Below are 14454 nucleotides of genomic sequence, written 5' to 3'. Positions count from 1 at the left end.
GCACCCGGCATCATGGTCGGCATGCGAGCAGTGGTGCAGAGGGTGGACGGCGCGAGCGTCGTCGTGGACGGGCGGACCGTGGGAGAGATCACCGGCGAGGGGCTGTGCGTCCTCGTCGGGGTCACGCACGAGGACACGAAGGAGAAGGCGGCCCAGCTCGCCCGCAAGCTGTGGTCCGTGCGGATGCTGCACGACGAGAAGTCGTGCAGCGACATCGACGCCCCGCTCCTCGTGATCAGCCAGTTCACCCTCTACGGAGACGCCCGCAAGGGCCGCCGCCCCACCTGGAACGCGGCCGCCCCCGGCGATGTGGCCGAGCCGCTCGTCGACGAGGTGGTCGCCCGGTTGCGCGCCCTGGGCGCGACGGTGGCCACGGGCCGGTTCGGCGCGCAGATGCGCGTCTCGCTGACGAACGACGGCCCGTTCACCGTCCTGCTGGAGATCTGAGCCCTCCTGACCGGCGGCTCAGGGCTCGACGACGACCTCCTGCGCCGCCGCCGTGTCCCCGGCCACCAGTCGCGCGTCCACCGGCACGTTCCGCTTCACCAGCGCCAGGGCGACGGGGCCGAGCTCGTGGTGGCGTACGGACGTGGTGACGAAGCCGATCCGGCGGCCGTCCGGGCCCTCGTCCGCGACGCGGATGTCCGTGCCGTGCGGCGGTAGGTGGACCTCGCTGCCGTCGAGGTGCAGGAAGACCAGGCGGCGCGGGGGCTTGCCCAGGTTCTGCACCCGGGCGACGGTCTCCTGGCCGCGGTAGCAGCCCTTCTGCAGATGGACGGCGGTACCGATCCAGCCCAGCTCGTGCGGGATGGTGCGGTGGTCGGTCTCGAAGCCGAGGCGGGGCCGGTGCTGCTCGACGCGCAGCGCCTCGTGGGCGAGGATCCCGGCCGGCGGCCCGGCGGTCTCCGCGTACGACTCCAGGTCGGCGCGCGGCAGGAACAGATCACGCCCGTACGCCGTCTCGCGTACGACGGCACCCTCGGGCGCCTCGGCGATCGAACCGGCCGGCAGGTGCACCACCGCGGTGTCGGACGTGCGGTCGGCGACCTCGACCCGGTAGAAGAACTTCATCGACTCCAGGTACGCCAGCAACGCCTCCTGGGTGCCGGGCTCGACATGCGCCCACACCGTCCGGCCGTCGTCCACCAGGTACAGGGCGTGCTCGATGTGGCCGTGCGCGGACAGGATCAGCGCCTCGGTGGCCCGGCCCGGGGGGAGCTCGCTGACGTGCTGGGTGAGCAGCAGGTGCAGCCAGCTCAGCCGGTCCTCGCCGGTGACCGTGACGACACCGCGGTGGGAGAGGTCGACGAAACCGGTGCCGTCGGCGAGGGCGCGCTGCTCACGGAAAAGGTCGCCGTAGTGGGCGGCGACTCCGTCGTCCGCGCCCTCGGCGGGGACGGCACCGGGCAGGGACAGCAGGGGGCTCTTCATACGCAAAGCCTACGACTCGGTAGTTGAACTCTTCAGCGCGCAGTCCTTGCAGCGCCCGAAGATCGCGAAGTGCTTCATGTCGGTGTCGAAACCGAACGTCTCACGCAGCTTGGCGGTGAACTCGGACGCCACCGCGACATCCGCCTCGATCACGTTCTGGCAGTCCCGGCAGACCAGATGGATGTGGTGGTGCCGGTCGGCCAGATGGTAGGTGGGAGCGCCGTGCCCCAGATGGGCGTGGCTGACCAGGCCGAGCTCCTCCAGGAGCTCCAGCGTCCGGTACACGGTGGAAATGTTGACCCCCGACGCCGTCTTCCTCACCTCGCTGAGGATGTCGTCGGGGGTCGCGTGTTCCAGGGTGTCCACGGCTTCGAGCACGAGTTGCCGCTGCGGCGTCAGCCGGTAGCCGCGCTGCCTGAGGTCGCTCTTCCAGTCGGTGCTCACCACGGCGTCCAGTCTAGGGCCGCACGTACTCGGTGCGCCGTGCGCATCTCATGCCCCGGCGGACGGCACAGCCAGGGAGTCGGCGGGCATGGCAGCGATCACCTCATGCTCGGCACCGGCCTCGACCAGCCCGGCCTGACGGTCTCGGCGGCGTCGGCGCTGCTAACGTTTGCGGTGAACGTTCTGGGCTCGCCTCTGCATCGCAAGCCACCCAGGGCACAGCCTCCGGAGCCCCGGTCGCAGGCATGCCGCGACCGGGGCTCCGTGTAGGTGAACCCTGAGATGAAACGGACCCCGCCGACAAGGCCGGAGGGGTCCGGAAGAGGCACGGGAGCTACTTGAAGAACGCGATCCCGTCGTCCGGCAGGTCGTCCGGGAGGGCCTTGGCCCAGCGTTCGACCTCCTCGGGGGTGACGACCTTCTTCAGGTGGGCGGACATGTACGGGCGCAGCTCGACCTCGGGGGTCTGCTTCTCGCCGACCCACATCAGGTCGCTCTTGACGTAGCCGTACAGGCGCTTGCCGCCGGTGTAGGGCGGGGAGGCGGGCGTGCGGGCCACGGCGTCCGTGACCAGGTCGATCTGCGGCTTCTTGTCGGCCATCTCGCCGTACCAGATCTCGATGACGCCGTCGTCGCGGGTCATCGTGACCTCGACCTTGCGGGCGTCGTCGATCCGCCAGAAGCCGGACTCCGACTCCAGCGGGCGGACCTTGTTCCCGTCGTTGTCCAGCACCCAGGTGCGGGAGTGGTACTCCAGGAAGTCCCGGCCGTCGTGGGTGAAGGTGACCTCCTGCCCGAAGTTGCACTTCTCCGAGCCGGGGAAGTCGTGCACGCCCGCGCCGGCCCAGTTGCCGAGCAGGAAGGCGAGCGGGACGAGGTCCTTGTGGAGGTCGGACGGGATCTCGATCATGATCGGCGGTTCCTAGGTGGGGGTCAGCGCTGGCCCTGGTACAGCTTCTTCACGGTCAGTCCGGCGAAGGCGAGAACGCCGACGCAGACCAGGACCAGCAGGGTTTCGAAGAAGATCTCCACGGGGTGCTCCTTGAGCGGGGTGTGGGCGTACACAGAGCCGGGCCCCAGCTTACGCGGCCGGGGTCCGGGCCTCTTGGCGAGGTCGGCCCCTCAGTGTCGCCGCCGCTTGACTTCGTCGAGGAAGGCCGTCCAGGCCGGGGCGGTGAAGAGGAGGGGGGTGCGGCTGGTGTCCTTGCTGTCCCGGACGGGGACGAGGGAGGGGACGTTGTCAGCGACTTCGACGCACTCGCCGCCGTCCGGATTGCTGTAGCTGCTCTTGCGCCAGGTCACGCCGTTCAGGTCGATGGCTCGCACGGCATTTCCTCCAACATCCGCAGGATGAACTTGCGCGACTCGGCCGGGTTCAGAGCCTGGTCACGCATCGCATCGTACGCACGGTGCAGATGCTCAACAGATGCGTTTTCCTCCACCAGTTCGCCTCGAAGGGCATTCTCGGTGTACGCCACCGTCCGCCCGTCCAGCAGCCGCAGGAACATCACTGCCGTGCTCACCAGACCGTGCAGTCCGACGCATTGCGGCAGGACCTGCATCGTGACGTTTGGCCGCTCCGAAACCTCGAGCAGGTGCTCCAACTGTCGCCTCCACTCGCCCACGTCCCGCAGGGGGGTCCGCAGCACCGCCTCTGCGAGGAGAGCCCGGAACGGCGGGGCATCGCCCTCTTCCAGTAGCTTCCGCCGCCCGGTCCGGGCCTCGACCTGCTGGTCCAGTTCCTCGCCCCTGGCTCCTCCCAGTGCGAGCACCTCACGGGCATACCCGTCCGTCTGGAGAAGTCCGGGAAGGATGCTCACCCCGTAGTGCCACAGGCTCACCGCCTCCGCCTCCAGCAGCATGTACCGCCGATACCGCTCCTTGAACTGCGTCGGATCCGCCACAGCCAGCTCCCACAGCGTCACCAGCAACCCCGGCGTCCCATAGAACTGGTCCAGCGCCTGTACGACCTCGGGCCCGCCCAGCGTCCGCCCGCTCTCCATCTTGCTGAACTGGGACGAGTCCCAGCCCATCTCCTTCGCCAGGTCCCGAAGGCTCAGACCCCGCTCGGTCCTCAGGCGCCGCAGCTCCTCGGCGAATCGCCCCCTCGGCTCCTGGCTGCGCCCTGTGATCACCAACCGTTGCGGCATCGCGCTCCTGTTGAATTTGTTGAATTTGGCCGGGTCAGCGTTGAAGTTGGGCCCCTGAACTGCCCAAACGCGCTTTTTGTGCGCCATGCTCAAGGCGTCCCACCACGCAGCGTAGTTCGCCCGTCGCACTGCGCTCAGGAGTTCACCGAAAGGAGCGGAGCTCGATGACAACGAAGTCGGAGCCCCTCGAACCCGGATCCCTCCTCTACGACCCGGCGACCGCCAAGGTCGGCGAGTACCAGCACAAGGCGGGTCCGTACGCGCTGCTGCGTCCCGTCGGTGGCGGAAGGGAGTGGGAAGCCGACCCGGCTTCGCTCCGCCCCGCCACCGACCGGGAACGCCTCGCCGACGACCTGAGCCGTCCGCCCCTGCCGGTCCCGGGCTGTCCGGACTGCGCGGAACTGGCCGGGCTCAGGGAGGCCGCCCGCGCCGAGTACGACCGCAGTGCGGAGACCGACGCCAACGTCCTGCTGAGGCAGCACCGGCGGCGGGAGCACAGGGCATGAGGGGCCGCCTGCCGTACGAGGAGTGCAGGCGGCGACAGCACGCCGCACCGCGCGACCGGGCACCGCTGTACCCGGCCTTCGCGCTTCCTCCGTTCGACCCGCGCTCCCGGCGAAGGCGCAGGCGCCCGCCGGTCGACAGGGCCGTCCTGAGCGGCGTACTCACCGCCCTCTGCGTGGCCGCGCTGCTCGTGACGATCGCCGTCGCGGCTACGCTTCCGGCATGACCAAGAAGCTCGTGATCAAGGTGACGGCCGGGGCCGATGCCCCCGAGCGCTGCTCGCAGGCGTTCACGGTGGCGGCGGTGGCCGTGGCCAGCGGGGTCGACGTGTCGCTGTGGCTGACCGGGGAGTCGTCCTGGTTCGCCCTGCCGGGCCGGGCCGCCGAGTTCGAGCTGCCGCACGCGGCGCCGCTGCCGGATCTGATCGAGTCGATCCTGGCGGCCGGGCGGATCACCCTGTGCACGCAGTGCGCGGCCCGCCGGGAGATCACCGAGAAGGATGTCATCGAGGGCGTACGCATCGCGGGCGCCCAGGTCTTCGTACAGGAGGCGCTGGCGGACGAGACGCAGGCGCTCGTCTACTGAGACACCCGCCTCACCTGCGTTTCTTGCCGTCCAGCTCGTCCCACCACTCGTCGGACTGCGGGTCGCCGGAGGGGTCGTCCCACCAGCGGTCCTCCGGGCCGCGCCGGTTGGCCACCATCGCGGCCACGGGCGGGATGACCATGGCCACCACGCACATCCCGACGGCCGCCGGGACCGACCAGATGCGTACGACTCCCCAGGCCAGGACGAAGAGACCGATGCAGGTCCCCATCATGGCGAAGTACCAGCGCCGTCGCCGTGCGTACATGACTCCAGAGTAGGGGGGCGGGCGCCGCTCGGCCCGTGCTGCGGGCGCGAGGTCGACGGACGGAGTCCGGCGCAGCGGGCCGAAGCCTGCGCAGCAGTGCGAGGTCCGCGTCAAGGCGGGGCGTAGGGGGGCGGGCGCCGCTCGGCCCGTGCTGCGGGCGCGAGGTCGACGGACGGAGTCCGGCGCAGCGGGCCGAAGCCTGCGCAGCAGTGCGAGGTCCGCGTCAAGGCGGGGCGTAGGGGGGCGGGCGCCGCTCGGCCCGTGCGGCGGGCGCGAGGTCGACGGACGGAGTCCGGCGCAGCGGGCCGAAGCCTGCGCAGCAGTGCGAGGTCCGCGTCAAGGTGGGGCGTAGGGGGGCGGGCGCCGCTCGGCCCGTGCGGCGGGCGCGAGGGCGTGGGGCCGGGCAGCCGGAAGGGCCGCACCCAGGCGTCCAACCCGGGGGTGCGGCCCTTCGGCCGGTGCTGAGGGTTGCTCAGACCGCGATCGCGACCTCCGCGAGGCCGCCCTGCTGGGCGACGACCGTGCGGTCGGCGGTGGCGCCGGGGACGAGGGCGCGCACGGTCCAGGTGCCCTCGGCCGCGTAGAAGCGGAACTGCCCGGTGGCGGAGGTGGGCACCTCCGCGGTGAACTCGCCGGTCGAGTCCAGCAGACGGACGTAGCCGGTCACCGGCTCGCCGTCCTTGGTCACCTGACCCTGGATCGTGGTCTCACCGGGCTTGATCGTCGAGGCGTCCGGGCCGCCGGCCTTCGCTCCACACATGTCTTTCTCCAGAGGGGGTCTTGGGTCTGACCGGAAGGTCGGTCGGGTGGGTTACTTGTTGGCGCCGAGCTCGATCGGCACGCCGACGAGGGAGCCGTACTCGGTCCAGGAGCCGTCGTAGTTCTTGACGTTCTCCACGCCCAGCAACTCGTGCAGGACGAACCAGGTCAGGGCCGAGCGCTCACCGATGCGGCAGTAGGCGATGGTGTCCTTGGCCAGGTCGACGTTCTCCTCGGCGTAGAGCTCCTTGAGCTCGTCGTCCGACTTGAAGGTGCCGTCGTCGTTGGCGTTCTTCGACCACGGGATGTTGCGGGCGGACGGGACGTGGCCCGGGCGCTGCGACTGCTCCTGCGGCAGGTGGGCGGGGGCGAGCAGCTTGCCGGAGAACTCGTCGGGCGAGCGCACGTCGACCAGGTTGTGCGAGCCGATCGCGGCGACCACGTCGTCGCGGAACGCGCGGATCGACGTGTCCTGCGGCTTGGCCTTGTACTGGGTGGCCGGGCGCTCGGGGACGTCGGTGCCGTCGACCAGCTCGCGGGCGTCCAGCTCCCACTTCTTGCGGCCGCCGTCGAGGAGCTTGACGTTGTCGTGGCCGTAGAGCTTGAAGTACCAGTAGGCGTACGACGCGAACCAGTTGTTGTTGCCGCCGTAGAGGATCACCAGCGTGTCGTTGGCGATGCCCTTCGCCGACAGGAGCTTCTCGAAGCCCTCCTGGTCGACGAAGTCGCGGCGGACCGGGTCCTGCAGGTCCTTGGTCCAGTCGATGCGGATCGCGTTCTTGATGTGGTTCTTCTCGTAGGCGGACGTGTCCTCGTCCACCTCGACGATGGCGATGGTCGGGTCGTCCAGGTGCTCCTGGAGCCAGTCGGCGTCGACCAGGACGTCGCTGCGGCTCATGCTCTTCTCCTCCGGGGCAGTTACGGCGGGGCGTGCGAGTGCGTGGGTGCGTGGCCCGGGCAGGGGCAGCACACGGGTGCCCTGAGCAGGGCGGGGCGAGGGGGGTGAGCGCGGAAGTCGGGCTTCCGCTCAGAAGGGGCGACAGAGCATGGCGGCAACGCGGCACAGGTCCACTGCCCGCCGCTTCGTGAGATCCGCCTGTCGCTTCATGGGCTCGATCGTAGGGACGGACAACGGGGCGTGTCACCGGGGTGTCGCATACTGAGATGGGATCGTCCGCCATGTGGGACGCGAGAGGGCGAGGCGGCCCACGCAAAGGCCCTCCGGGCGTCGGGCGCGGCCGGGGCAGCTGCGTCACGGACGCGGGCGTCTCGCCACTCGGACGCCCTTGTCCACCGCTGCTGTCCTACCCGGCCAGCTTGACGTTCGAACCCTTCACCGTGATCTCGACGCCGTTCGGCGCCGCCCGCACCGAGTCGAGCTTGATGCCGCCGGGCAGCCGGTCTATGGCCTGCTTGATGTCGGTGATCTCCCGGATCCGGTTCTCGGCGAGGGCGATACCGCCGACCGCGGGCAGGTTGTCGGCGCGCACCTTCACCGTGTCGCCCACGACGGTGACCGTGCTGAGCAGGGGCACCGTCTTGTCGACGTTCAGGGCCGGGACCTTGAGATCCACCGCGACCTTGATCTTGCCGTTGCCGCCGTCGGACAGGCCGACCACATGGGCCGTGACCCCGGGGGCGACCTGGGTCGGCTCGGCCTTCGCGGCCTTCAGCAACTCGTCGTAGGCGATGGTCGCCGTGCCGGTGGCCGTGGACGCGGTGGCGGAGCTGTAGTCGCCGGAGAACTCGACGTCCTTCATGTCGGCCTTGAGGTCGTCGATGCGGATCTGCTCGTTGCCGTTGCCGGTGGCCGCCTCGTAGTCCTTGATGCCCACCTCGACGTCGTCCAGGGAGCCGCCCGCCACCTGGGTGAGGAAGGGGAAGCCGTTGATCGACACGTCGGGGGTCTCGGCGAGGTTCTGGGTCGCCTTGAGCTTGTCGGCGGCCTCGCCCTCCGCGAAGTGCACGGCGACGCGGTCGACGATCACGAACAGGATGCCCAGGATCACGACGACGATCAGAAGTACTCGCAGGGCGCGCATCAGTTGTTCCCCCGGTCAGGCGGTCTTGTGGCGCTCGGACACGTGTGGTGCAACGCCGACGGTATCCCTGCGGGGGCGAGCCGCAGGGAAATTGTCGATCATCTGTGACAGGGGCCCCATGTCCACGCCTTCCGGCTACCCCAATGCCCGCCCCAGCACCCACACCACCGGCGCCGCCGTCGACAGCGGCAGGGCCACGCCGGCCGTGAAGTGGACGAAGCGGGAGGGGTAGTCGTAGGCGGCGACACGGTGGCCGACCAGGGCGCAGACCGCGGCGGCGGCGCCCAGGACCGCGCCCTTGGTGCCCAGGTCCGTCACACCGCCCAGCGCGATGCCCGCGCCCGCCGCGGCGAGCACGGCGACGGCCACGGAGGCCGGGGTCGGCAGTGGCAGCGCGCGGGCGAGGAGGGCGACCGCCACCGCCGCCGCGCCGACCGTCACCGCGTCGGGGTCGGCGCCGAGGTAGCCGGTGGCGATCACCGCGAGGGCCGTCGAGACGACCGTCGCCATCAGGCCGTACATACGCTCGTCGGGAGAGGCGTGCGAGCGCAGCTGCAGCACGAGGGTGAGCAGCACCCAGATCCCGAGCGGACCGAGGATCGCGGCCGGCGCGTTCTCCCGGCCCGCCACCAGCACCGCCACGTCCGCGGTGAGCGCCCCCGCGAAGGCGAGGGCGATGCCCTGCCGGGCGGGCCACATGCCGTTCAGCCGGAACCAGCCGGCGGCCGTGACCGCCTGGAGCAGCACCAGCGGCACGACCAGGGCGTACGTCCCGACGGCCGCCGCACCGGAGAGCAGCAGGCCGAGCAGCGCCGTCAGCGCGGCCGGCTGCATGCCCGGTTCGATGATCGGGGAGCGGCCCTCCAGGCGGGCCCGCTGGGCGTCGGTGATACGGGCGTTGCCGGAGAGGGTGGCCGGGCCGTAGCCGGGGCCGGACGGCGACGCGGAGGGTGACTGAGCCGCGGGGGGCTGCGATGCGGCGGGCTGGGGCGTGGGGGGCTGGGGCGCCGCGGGAGGCTGCGGGTGGGTGGGCGCGGCGGGCTCGTAGCCCTGCTGCGGCAGGTACGCCGTCTCGGCGGCCGCCACCGGCGGCTGCACGGGCGCGTGCACCTGCGTCTCCCAGGTCTGGCCCTGCCACTGCTGGGTGTGCTGCTCGTCGTACCCGGCGGCCTGGCCGAACCCGGCCTGGTCGTACCCGGACGGGCCGTACCCGGACGGGCCGTGACCCGTCCGGCCGTACCCCGACCGGTCGTACCCGCTCTGGTCGTACCCGCTCTGGTCGTACCCCGCCTGCCCGGGCCACGCCTGCGGCGGCTGCTGCGGCTGCGGCTGCGGCGCCTGCTGCTGGTACGGCTCGTGGCCCTCGTACGCCTGTTGCCCCTGGTGTCCGTCGTACCCCTGACGCTGGTAAGGGTTCTGGCCCTCATACGGCTGGTCGGTCATCGCTCACCCTCCTGCGAACGGCGGAAGCACCTCGACCGTGCCGCCGTCGGCCAGCCGTACCGTCTCATGTGCGCGGCTCCCCACCGGGTCACCGTCGATGAGGAACGAGCATCGCTGCAGTACGCGCGCGAGTTCGCCGGGGTGTCGCTCCCGCACCGCGGCGAGCGCCTCGCCGAGGGTCGCCGCGTCGTACGGCTCCTCGGCGACCCCGGCCGCGGCCTTGGCGGCGGCCCAGTAGCGCACCGTGACCTTGGACATCTGGTTCCTCGTATGGACGAAGGTAAGTAAGAGACGGATGAGGCCAGGCTAGCCCGCCCGGACGGCCGCCCAGTTCCCGATCCGGGCCAGGAGCGCGTCGTCCGCCGCGTGTTCGGCGTGGCCCATGCCGGGCTCCAGCCAGAGTTCGCCGTGGTCACCGGCCGCGTCGGCCAGCATCCGGGGGTGGTCGACGGGGAAGTAGCCGTCGCTGTCGCCGTGCACGATCAGCAGCGGGGTCGGCGCGATCCTCGGCACCGCCTCGACCGGGGAGAGCGGCACCGGGTTCCAGTCCCGGTGGTGGATGCGGGTACGCAGTCCGTAGCGGCCGACCAGGCGGCCCTCGGGCCGGGTGACCAGCCAGTGCAGCCGGCGCATGGGGGCGGTGCCCCGGTAGTACCAGCGGGCCGGCGCGCTCACCGAGACGACGGCGTCCGTGCCCTCGTGCAGCGCCGCGTGCCGCAGCACCACCGAGCCGCCCATCGAGAAGCCGACGGTGACCACGCGCGCGTGCCCGAAGCCGCGGGCCCACTCGACCGCGGCGGCGAGGTCCAGCACCTCCCGGTCGCCGACCGTGGACCGGCCGCCGGACTCACCGTGCCCCCGGAAGGAGAAGGTGACGACGGCCCCGTAACGGGCGAGCACCCCCGCCACCCTTCGCACATGCGGCCGGTCCACGGCGCCGGTGAACCCGTGTGCGACGACGAACACCAGGTCACGGGAGGGTGGCGCGGAAGCGTCGTATACGGCCGACCCCGGGTCGTATACGGAATCGATCGCGACCCCGTCAGCAGTGTGCAGAAACGTCCGCAAAGGGGTGCCTCTGCTCGTCTCACCCTTCGGACGAACGGTGGAACGTGCCACATGACCTGCCGGACTGTTGCTCATGTGGGCTATTCTGCTGGGCAGAGGACTCGGGCAGTGTTGCCCCCGGGTCCTTTTGTGCTTTCGGAAGCGTTGTATACGAAGCGGGAAACCGCAGGTGTACGGGCCTTCGGGATCGCAGAGCAGTTCCGTACCGCACACGTCCTCGCAGGGACCGAGGAGGAACCAGACGTATGAGTTCTCTGCTGCTCCTGACCAACGCCCTCCAGCCGTCGACGGAGGTGCTGCCCGCCCTGGGCCTGCTGCTGCACAACGTGCGCGTGGCCCCGGCCGAGGGGCCGGCACTCGTCGACACCCCCGGCGCCGACGTCATCCTGATCGACGGCCGCCGCGACCTGCCGCAGGTGCGCAGCCTGTGCCAGCTGCTGCGCTCCACGGGCCCCGGCTGCCCGCTCGTCCTGGTCGTGACCGAGGGCGGCCTGGCCGCCGTCACCGCCGACTGGGGCATCGACGACGTACTGCTCGACACCGCCGGCCCCGCCGAGGTGGAGGCACGCCTGCGGCTGGCCATGGGCCGGCAGCAGATCGTCGCCGACGACTCCCCGATGGAGATCCGCAACGGCGACCTGTCGGTGGACGAGGCGACGTACTCCGCCAAGCTCAAGGGCCGGGTGCTCGACCTCACCTTCAAGGAGTTCGAGCTGCTGAAGTACCTCGCCCAGCACCCGGGCCGGGTGTTCACCCGCGCCCAGCTCCTGCAGGAGGTCTGGGGCTACGACTACTTCGGCGGCACCCGCACGGTCGACGTGCACGTACGACGGCTGCGCGCCAAGCTCGGGCCCGAGCACGAGTCGCTGATCGGAACCGTCCGGAACGTCGGTTACCGATTCGTTACCCCCGAGAAGGGGGACCGCGCCTCGGACGAGAGCAAGACGAAGACCTCCCACTCAAAACCGGGCAACGAGGACAGCTCGCCCGCCCTGGACGCCTCCGGGGTCCCCGCGGAGGCGTAGCAGGCGCCCGTCCGCGCTCACTCCGCACTCACGCAGGGCTTCGTCGCCGCACAGCGGGCTCCGAATGCCCTGCCCAGAGCGGGTCTCTCCGCGTAGACTCCGCGCGTGGCCAAGGTGACTCGGGACGATGTGGCTCGGCTGGCGGGGACTTCCACCGCCGTGGTCAGCTATGTCATCAACAACGGACCCCGGCCGGTCGCCCCGGCCACGCGCGAGCGTGTCCTCGCCGCGATCAAGGAGCTGGGGTACCGGCCCGACCGGGTCGCCCAGGCGATGGCCTCGCGCCGCACCGACCTGATAGGCCTCATCATCCCGGACGCCCGCCAGCCCTTCTTCGGGGAGATGGCGCACGCGGTCGAGCAGGCCGCCTCCGAGCGCGGGAAGATGGTCCTGGTCGGCAACACCGACTACATCGCCGAACGCGAGGTCCACTATCTGCGCGCCTTCCTCGGCATGCGCGTCTCCGGCCTCATCCTCGTCTCGCACGCGCTGAACGACCTGGCCGCCGCCGAGATCGACGCCTGGGACGCCCGGGTGGTGCTGCTGCACGAGCGCCCCGAGGCCATCGACGACGTCGCCGTGGTCACGGACGACCTGGGGGGCGCCCAGCTCGCCGTACGCCACCTGCTGGAGCACGGCTACGAGTACGTGGCCTGCATGGGCGGCACCGCCGAGACCCCGGCGGTCGGCGACCCGGTCTCCGACCACGTCGAGGGCTGGCGGCGCGCGATGACCGAGGCCGGGCTGCCCACCGAGGGCCGGCTCTTCGAGGCCCCGTACAACCGCTACGACGCCTACCGCGTGGCCCTGGAGGTGCTCTCCCGCCCGGACCGCCCGCCGGCGGTGTTCTGCTCCACCGACGACCAGGCGATCGGCCTGCTGCGCGCCGCACGCGAGCTGCGCATCGACGTCCCCGGCGAGCTGGCGGTGGCCGGCTTCGACGACATCAAGGAGGCGGCGCTCGCCGACCCGCCGCTGACCACCATCGCCTCGGACCGCCCGGCGATGGCCCGGGCCGCCGTGGACCTCGTCCTCGACGACGGTCTGCGGGTGGCGGGCTCCCGGCGCGAACGGCTGAAGACGTTCCCCTCCCGGCTGGTGGTCCGCCGGTCCTGCGGCTGCAAGTGACACGGCGCCCGGCGCTGTGAATCCCCCTGTACCTGCCACGATGAAGGCCGCCTGAGAGCCCGCCCCGACCTGCGAGGACGGTCTTTATATCGGGCATACGAGGTTCTGCCGGGCTTCTCAGCGGGCACTCAGGAAGCTCTCATGATCGCGGGCAAAGCTCTATGACATGACCGAGAGCTTCCGCCGCAGCGGCGCGTACGAGAACCCCCAGGGCGACGCCTACCAGGGCGCGTACCCCCAGCAGCAGCACGCCTCCTCCCCCGTGAACCCCGACTGGCCGGCCCCGCCGGCGTACCAGCCCGCGCAGCCGGTCGCCGTCGAGCCGGGCACGGTCGCGGGCGGCGCGGGCGCCTCGGACGGCGGCCACGGCGGCGGCACCGCTCTCCTCACCACCGTCCCGGGCGACGCCGGCCAGGCCGCCACCGGTCCGGCGCCGAAGAAGAAGCGCACCCGGGGTCCGTTCGCCCTGCTGGCCGCCGTCGCGATAGTCGCCGCGGCCGTGGGCGGCGGCACGGCGTACGCCTTCCAGGAGCTGACCGGCACGGACACCGTCGCCGCCACCAGCACCACCACCAACGTGGTGCCCGTCGGCAAGAAGGGTGACGTCGCCGCGATCGCCGCCGCGGTCAGCCCCAGCGTGGTCGAGATCCAGGCGACCCTCAGCGACGGCTCCTCCACCGGCTCCGGGGTGATCATCTCCTCGGGCGGCGAGATCGTCACCAACAACCACGTCATCTCCGGCGCCTCGTCGATCAAGGTGACGACCAGCGACGGCAAGTCGTACACCGCCCAGGTCGTCGGCACCGACAGCTCCAAGGACCTCGCCCTCATCAAGGTGAGCGGTGCCTCCGGCCTCAAGGCGGCGACCCTCGGCAACTCCGACGGCGTCCAGGTCGGCGACACGGTCGTGGCGATCGGCTCCCCCGAGGGCCTGACCGGCACCGTCACCAGCGGCATCGTCTCCGCGCTCGACCGTGACGTGACCGTCTCCACGGACGAGAACCAGGGCCAGGGCCAGAACCAGGGCGGCGACGGACGCTGGCCGTTCCAGTTCGGCGGCCGGCAGTTCAACGGCGACACCGGCTCCTCGACCACCACCTACAAGGCCATCCAGACCGACGCCTCGCTGAACCCCGGCAACTCCGGCGGCGCCCTGATCGACGCCGGCGGCAACATCGTCGGCATCAACTCCGCCATGTACTCGAGCGCCCAGGCGTCCTCGTCCTCCGACGCGGGCAGCGTCGGCCTCGGCTTCGCCATCCCGATCAACACGGTCAAGTCCGACCTCGCCAAGCTGCGGTCGGGTTCCACCAGCTGAGCCTCCCCCATACGTCAGGAGCACGTCATGATCAAGCAGGTCACGCACACGGTCGCCGACACCGACCCGGCCGGCATCGCCCTGGCCCTCGAGACGGCGTACGACCTCCACGCACCGGCGCCGCGCGCCCCCGAGGTCGCGGCCCCCCAGCTGATGGGCCTGCGCGTCCCCGCCGCCGCCCACCCGCACCGCCACAAGGTCCCGCTCAAGCGCCTGACCGCGGTCCGTGGCTGACGCCGCTCCGTTCTTACGACCCGGCCCGCAGACGTGCGAGGCTGAGAGCGACCCG

General features: G+C 71.1%; 21 protein-coding genes. 8 read left to right on the top strand and 13 right to left on the bottom strand.

The genetic code is table 11. From position 1 onward, the window contains the following. Positions 1 to 21 precede the first annotated feature (21 nt). The gene (dtd, locus tag ACFY0F_RS10110; protein WP_388791474.1) at positions 22 to 447 is read left to right on the top strand and encodes a D-aminoacyl-tRNA deacylase; all 426 of its coding nucleotides are present in this window, start codon (positions 22 to 24) and stop codon (positions 445 to 447) included. 18 nt (positions 448 to 465) lie between these two features. Here dtd and ACFY0F_RS10105 read toward each other — a convergent pair whose 3' ends face one another. The 5 genes from ACFY0F_RS10105 to ACFY0F_RS10085 all read right to left on the bottom strand — a co-directional run bounded on the left by ACFY0F_RS10105 (position 466) and on the right by ACFY0F_RS10085 (position 4025). Continuing rightward, on the bottom strand, positions 466 to 1431 hold the full coding sequence (locus ACFY0F_RS10105) for a YgfZ/GcvT domain-containing protein (RefSeq protein WP_388791472.1): 966 nt from the start codon (positions 1429 to 1431) through the stop codon (positions 466 to 468). Positions 1432 to 1440: 9 nt separating this feature from the next. Continuing rightward, the gene (locus tag ACFY0F_RS10100) at positions 1441 to 1878 is read right to left on the bottom strand and encodes a Fur family transcriptional regulator (protein ID WP_388791470.1); all 438 of its coding nucleotides are present in this window, start codon (positions 1876 to 1878) and stop codon (positions 1441 to 1443) included. Positions 1879 to 2209: 331 nt separating this feature from the next. Continuing rightward, entirely contained in the window at positions 2210 to 2785 is a 576-nt protein-coding gene (locus ACFY0F_RS10095; protein ID WP_388791468.1) for an FABP family protein, read from the bottom strand. Positions 2786 to 2997: 212 nt separating this feature from the next. Further along, complete coding sequence (locus ACFY0F_RS10090) at positions 2998 to 3201, bottom strand: DUF397 domain-containing protein (RefSeq protein ID WP_388791466.1); 204 nt, start codon at positions 3199 to 3201, stop codon at positions 2998 to 3000. Continuing rightward, positions 3183 to 4025 carry a helix-turn-helix domain-containing protein gene (locus ACFY0F_RS10085; RefSeq protein ID WP_388792387.1) on the bottom strand — a complete coding sequence of 281 codons (843 nt, stop codon included), beginning with the start codon at positions 4023 to 4025 and terminating at the stop codon, positions 3183 to 3185. Before ACFY0F_RS10085 ends, ACFY0F_RS10090 begins: the two co-directional genes overlap by 19 nt. Before the next feature lie 164 nt (positions 4026 to 4189). Here ACFY0F_RS10085 and ACFY0F_RS10080 point away from each other — a divergent pair, with 164 nt between their 5' ends. From ACFY0F_RS10080 to ACFY0F_RS10070, 3 genes are read left to right on the top strand one after another with little or no spacing between them, the layout of a single operon-like run. Then, complete coding sequence (locus ACFY0F_RS10080) at positions 4190 to 4531, top strand: hypothetical protein (protein ID WP_388791464.1); 342 nt, start codon at positions 4190 to 4192, stop codon at positions 4529 to 4531. After that, a complete protein-coding gene (locus ACFY0F_RS10075) occupies positions 4528 to 4755 on the top strand; it encodes a hypothetical protein (protein ID WP_388791462.1) in 228 nt (75 codons plus the stop codon). The genes ACFY0F_RS10080 and ACFY0F_RS10075 overlap by 4 nt, the downstream gene beginning before the upstream one ends. Beyond that, a complete protein-coding gene (locus tag ACFY0F_RS10070; RefSeq protein WP_388791460.1) occupies positions 4752 to 5114 on the top strand; it encodes a DsrE family protein in 363 nt (120 codons plus the stop codon). Before ACFY0F_RS10075 ends, ACFY0F_RS10070 begins: the two co-directional genes overlap by 4 nt. 10 nt (positions 5115 to 5124) lie before the next feature. On the opposite strand, the gene ACFY0F_RS10065 is transcribed toward ACFY0F_RS10070, so the two are convergent. The 8 genes from ACFY0F_RS10065 to ACFY0F_RS10030 form a co-directional block, all read right to left on the bottom strand. Further along, positions 5125 to 5382, bottom strand: coding sequence for a DUF3099 domain-containing protein (locus ACFY0F_RS10065; RefSeq protein ID WP_388791458.1), 258 nt, complete (start codon positions 5380 to 5382; stop codon positions 5125 to 5127). A gap of 472 nt (positions 5383 to 5854) precedes the next feature. Further along, a complete protein-coding gene (locus tag ACFY0F_RS10060; RefSeq protein WP_054243838.1) occupies positions 5855 to 6142 on the bottom strand; it encodes a DUF1416 domain-containing protein in 288 nt (95 codons plus the stop codon). Between the two features lie 51 nt (positions 6143 to 6193). Then, positions 6194 to 7039: a sulfurtransferase gene (locus ACFY0F_RS10055; RefSeq protein ID WP_388791456.1), complete on the bottom strand. Its 846-nt coding sequence runs from the start codon at positions 7037 to 7039 to the stop codon at positions 6194 to 6196. A gap of 129 nt (positions 7040 to 7168) precedes the next feature. Continuing rightward, a complete protein-coding gene (locus tag ACFY0F_RS10050; protein WP_350751515.1) occupies positions 7169 to 7249 on the bottom strand; it encodes an Ms5788A family Cys-rich leader peptide in 81 nt (26 codons plus the stop codon). A gap of 196 nt (positions 7250 to 7445) precedes the next feature. Continuing rightward, a complete protein-coding gene (locus tag ACFY0F_RS10045; RefSeq protein WP_388791454.1) occupies positions 7446 to 8183 on the bottom strand; it encodes a DUF2993 domain-containing protein in 738 nt (245 codons plus the stop codon). Between the two features lie 135 nt (positions 8184 to 8318). After that, positions 8319 to 9626 carry a hypothetical protein gene (locus tag ACFY0F_RS10040; RefSeq protein WP_388791452.1) on the bottom strand — a complete coding sequence of 436 codons (1308 nt, stop codon included), beginning with the start codon at positions 9624 to 9626 and terminating at the stop codon, positions 8319 to 8321. Between the two features lie 3 nt (positions 9627 to 9629). Beyond that, positions 9630 to 9884: a MoaD/ThiS family protein gene (locus tag ACFY0F_RS10035; protein WP_388791450.1), complete on the bottom strand. Its 255-nt coding sequence runs from the start codon at positions 9882 to 9884 to the stop codon at positions 9630 to 9632. A 48-nt stretch (positions 9885 to 9932) separates the two neighbouring features. Further along, on the bottom strand, positions 9933 to 10769 hold the full coding sequence (locus ACFY0F_RS10030) for an alpha/beta hydrolase (protein ID WP_388791448.1): 837 nt from the start codon (positions 10767 to 10769) through the stop codon (positions 9933 to 9935). A gap of 170 nt (positions 10770 to 10939) precedes the next feature. Here ACFY0F_RS10030 and ACFY0F_RS10025 point away from each other — a divergent pair, with 170 nt between their 5' ends. The 4 genes from ACFY0F_RS10025 to ACFY0F_RS10010 all read left to right on the top strand — a co-directional run bounded on the left by ACFY0F_RS10025 (position 10940) and on the right by ACFY0F_RS10010 (position 14399). Further along, a complete protein-coding gene (locus ACFY0F_RS10025; RefSeq protein WP_388791446.1) occupies positions 10940 to 11719 on the top strand; it encodes a response regulator transcription factor in 780 nt (259 codons plus the stop codon). Between the two features lie 105 nt (positions 11720 to 11824). After that, entirely contained in the window at positions 11825 to 12847 is a 1023-nt protein-coding gene (locus tag ACFY0F_RS10020) for a LacI family DNA-binding transcriptional regulator (RefSeq protein ID WP_388791444.1), read from the top strand. A 166-nt stretch (positions 12848 to 13013) separates the two neighbouring features. Beyond that, entirely contained in the window at positions 13014 to 14165 is a 1152-nt protein-coding gene (locus ACFY0F_RS10015) for a S1C family serine protease (RefSeq protein ID WP_388791442.1), read from the top strand. A 27-nt stretch (positions 14166 to 14192) separates the two neighbouring features. Continuing rightward, positions 14193 to 14399 (top strand): hypothetical protein, encoded by a 207-nt coding sequence (locus ACFY0F_RS10010; protein ID WP_388791440.1) that lies wholly within the window; start codon positions 14193 to 14195, stop codon positions 14397 to 14399. The last annotated feature ends 55 nt before the right edge of the window (positions 14400 to 14454 follow it).

It is taken from the genome of Streptomyces sp. NPDC001544 (assembly GCF_042894285.1).
Lineage (GTDB): Bacteria > Actinomycetota > Actinomycetes > Streptomycetales > Streptomycetaceae > Streptomyces.
The sequence above is the reverse complement of the archived record's forward strand: the minus strand, read 5'-3'. Positions and strand labels throughout refer to the sequence as shown.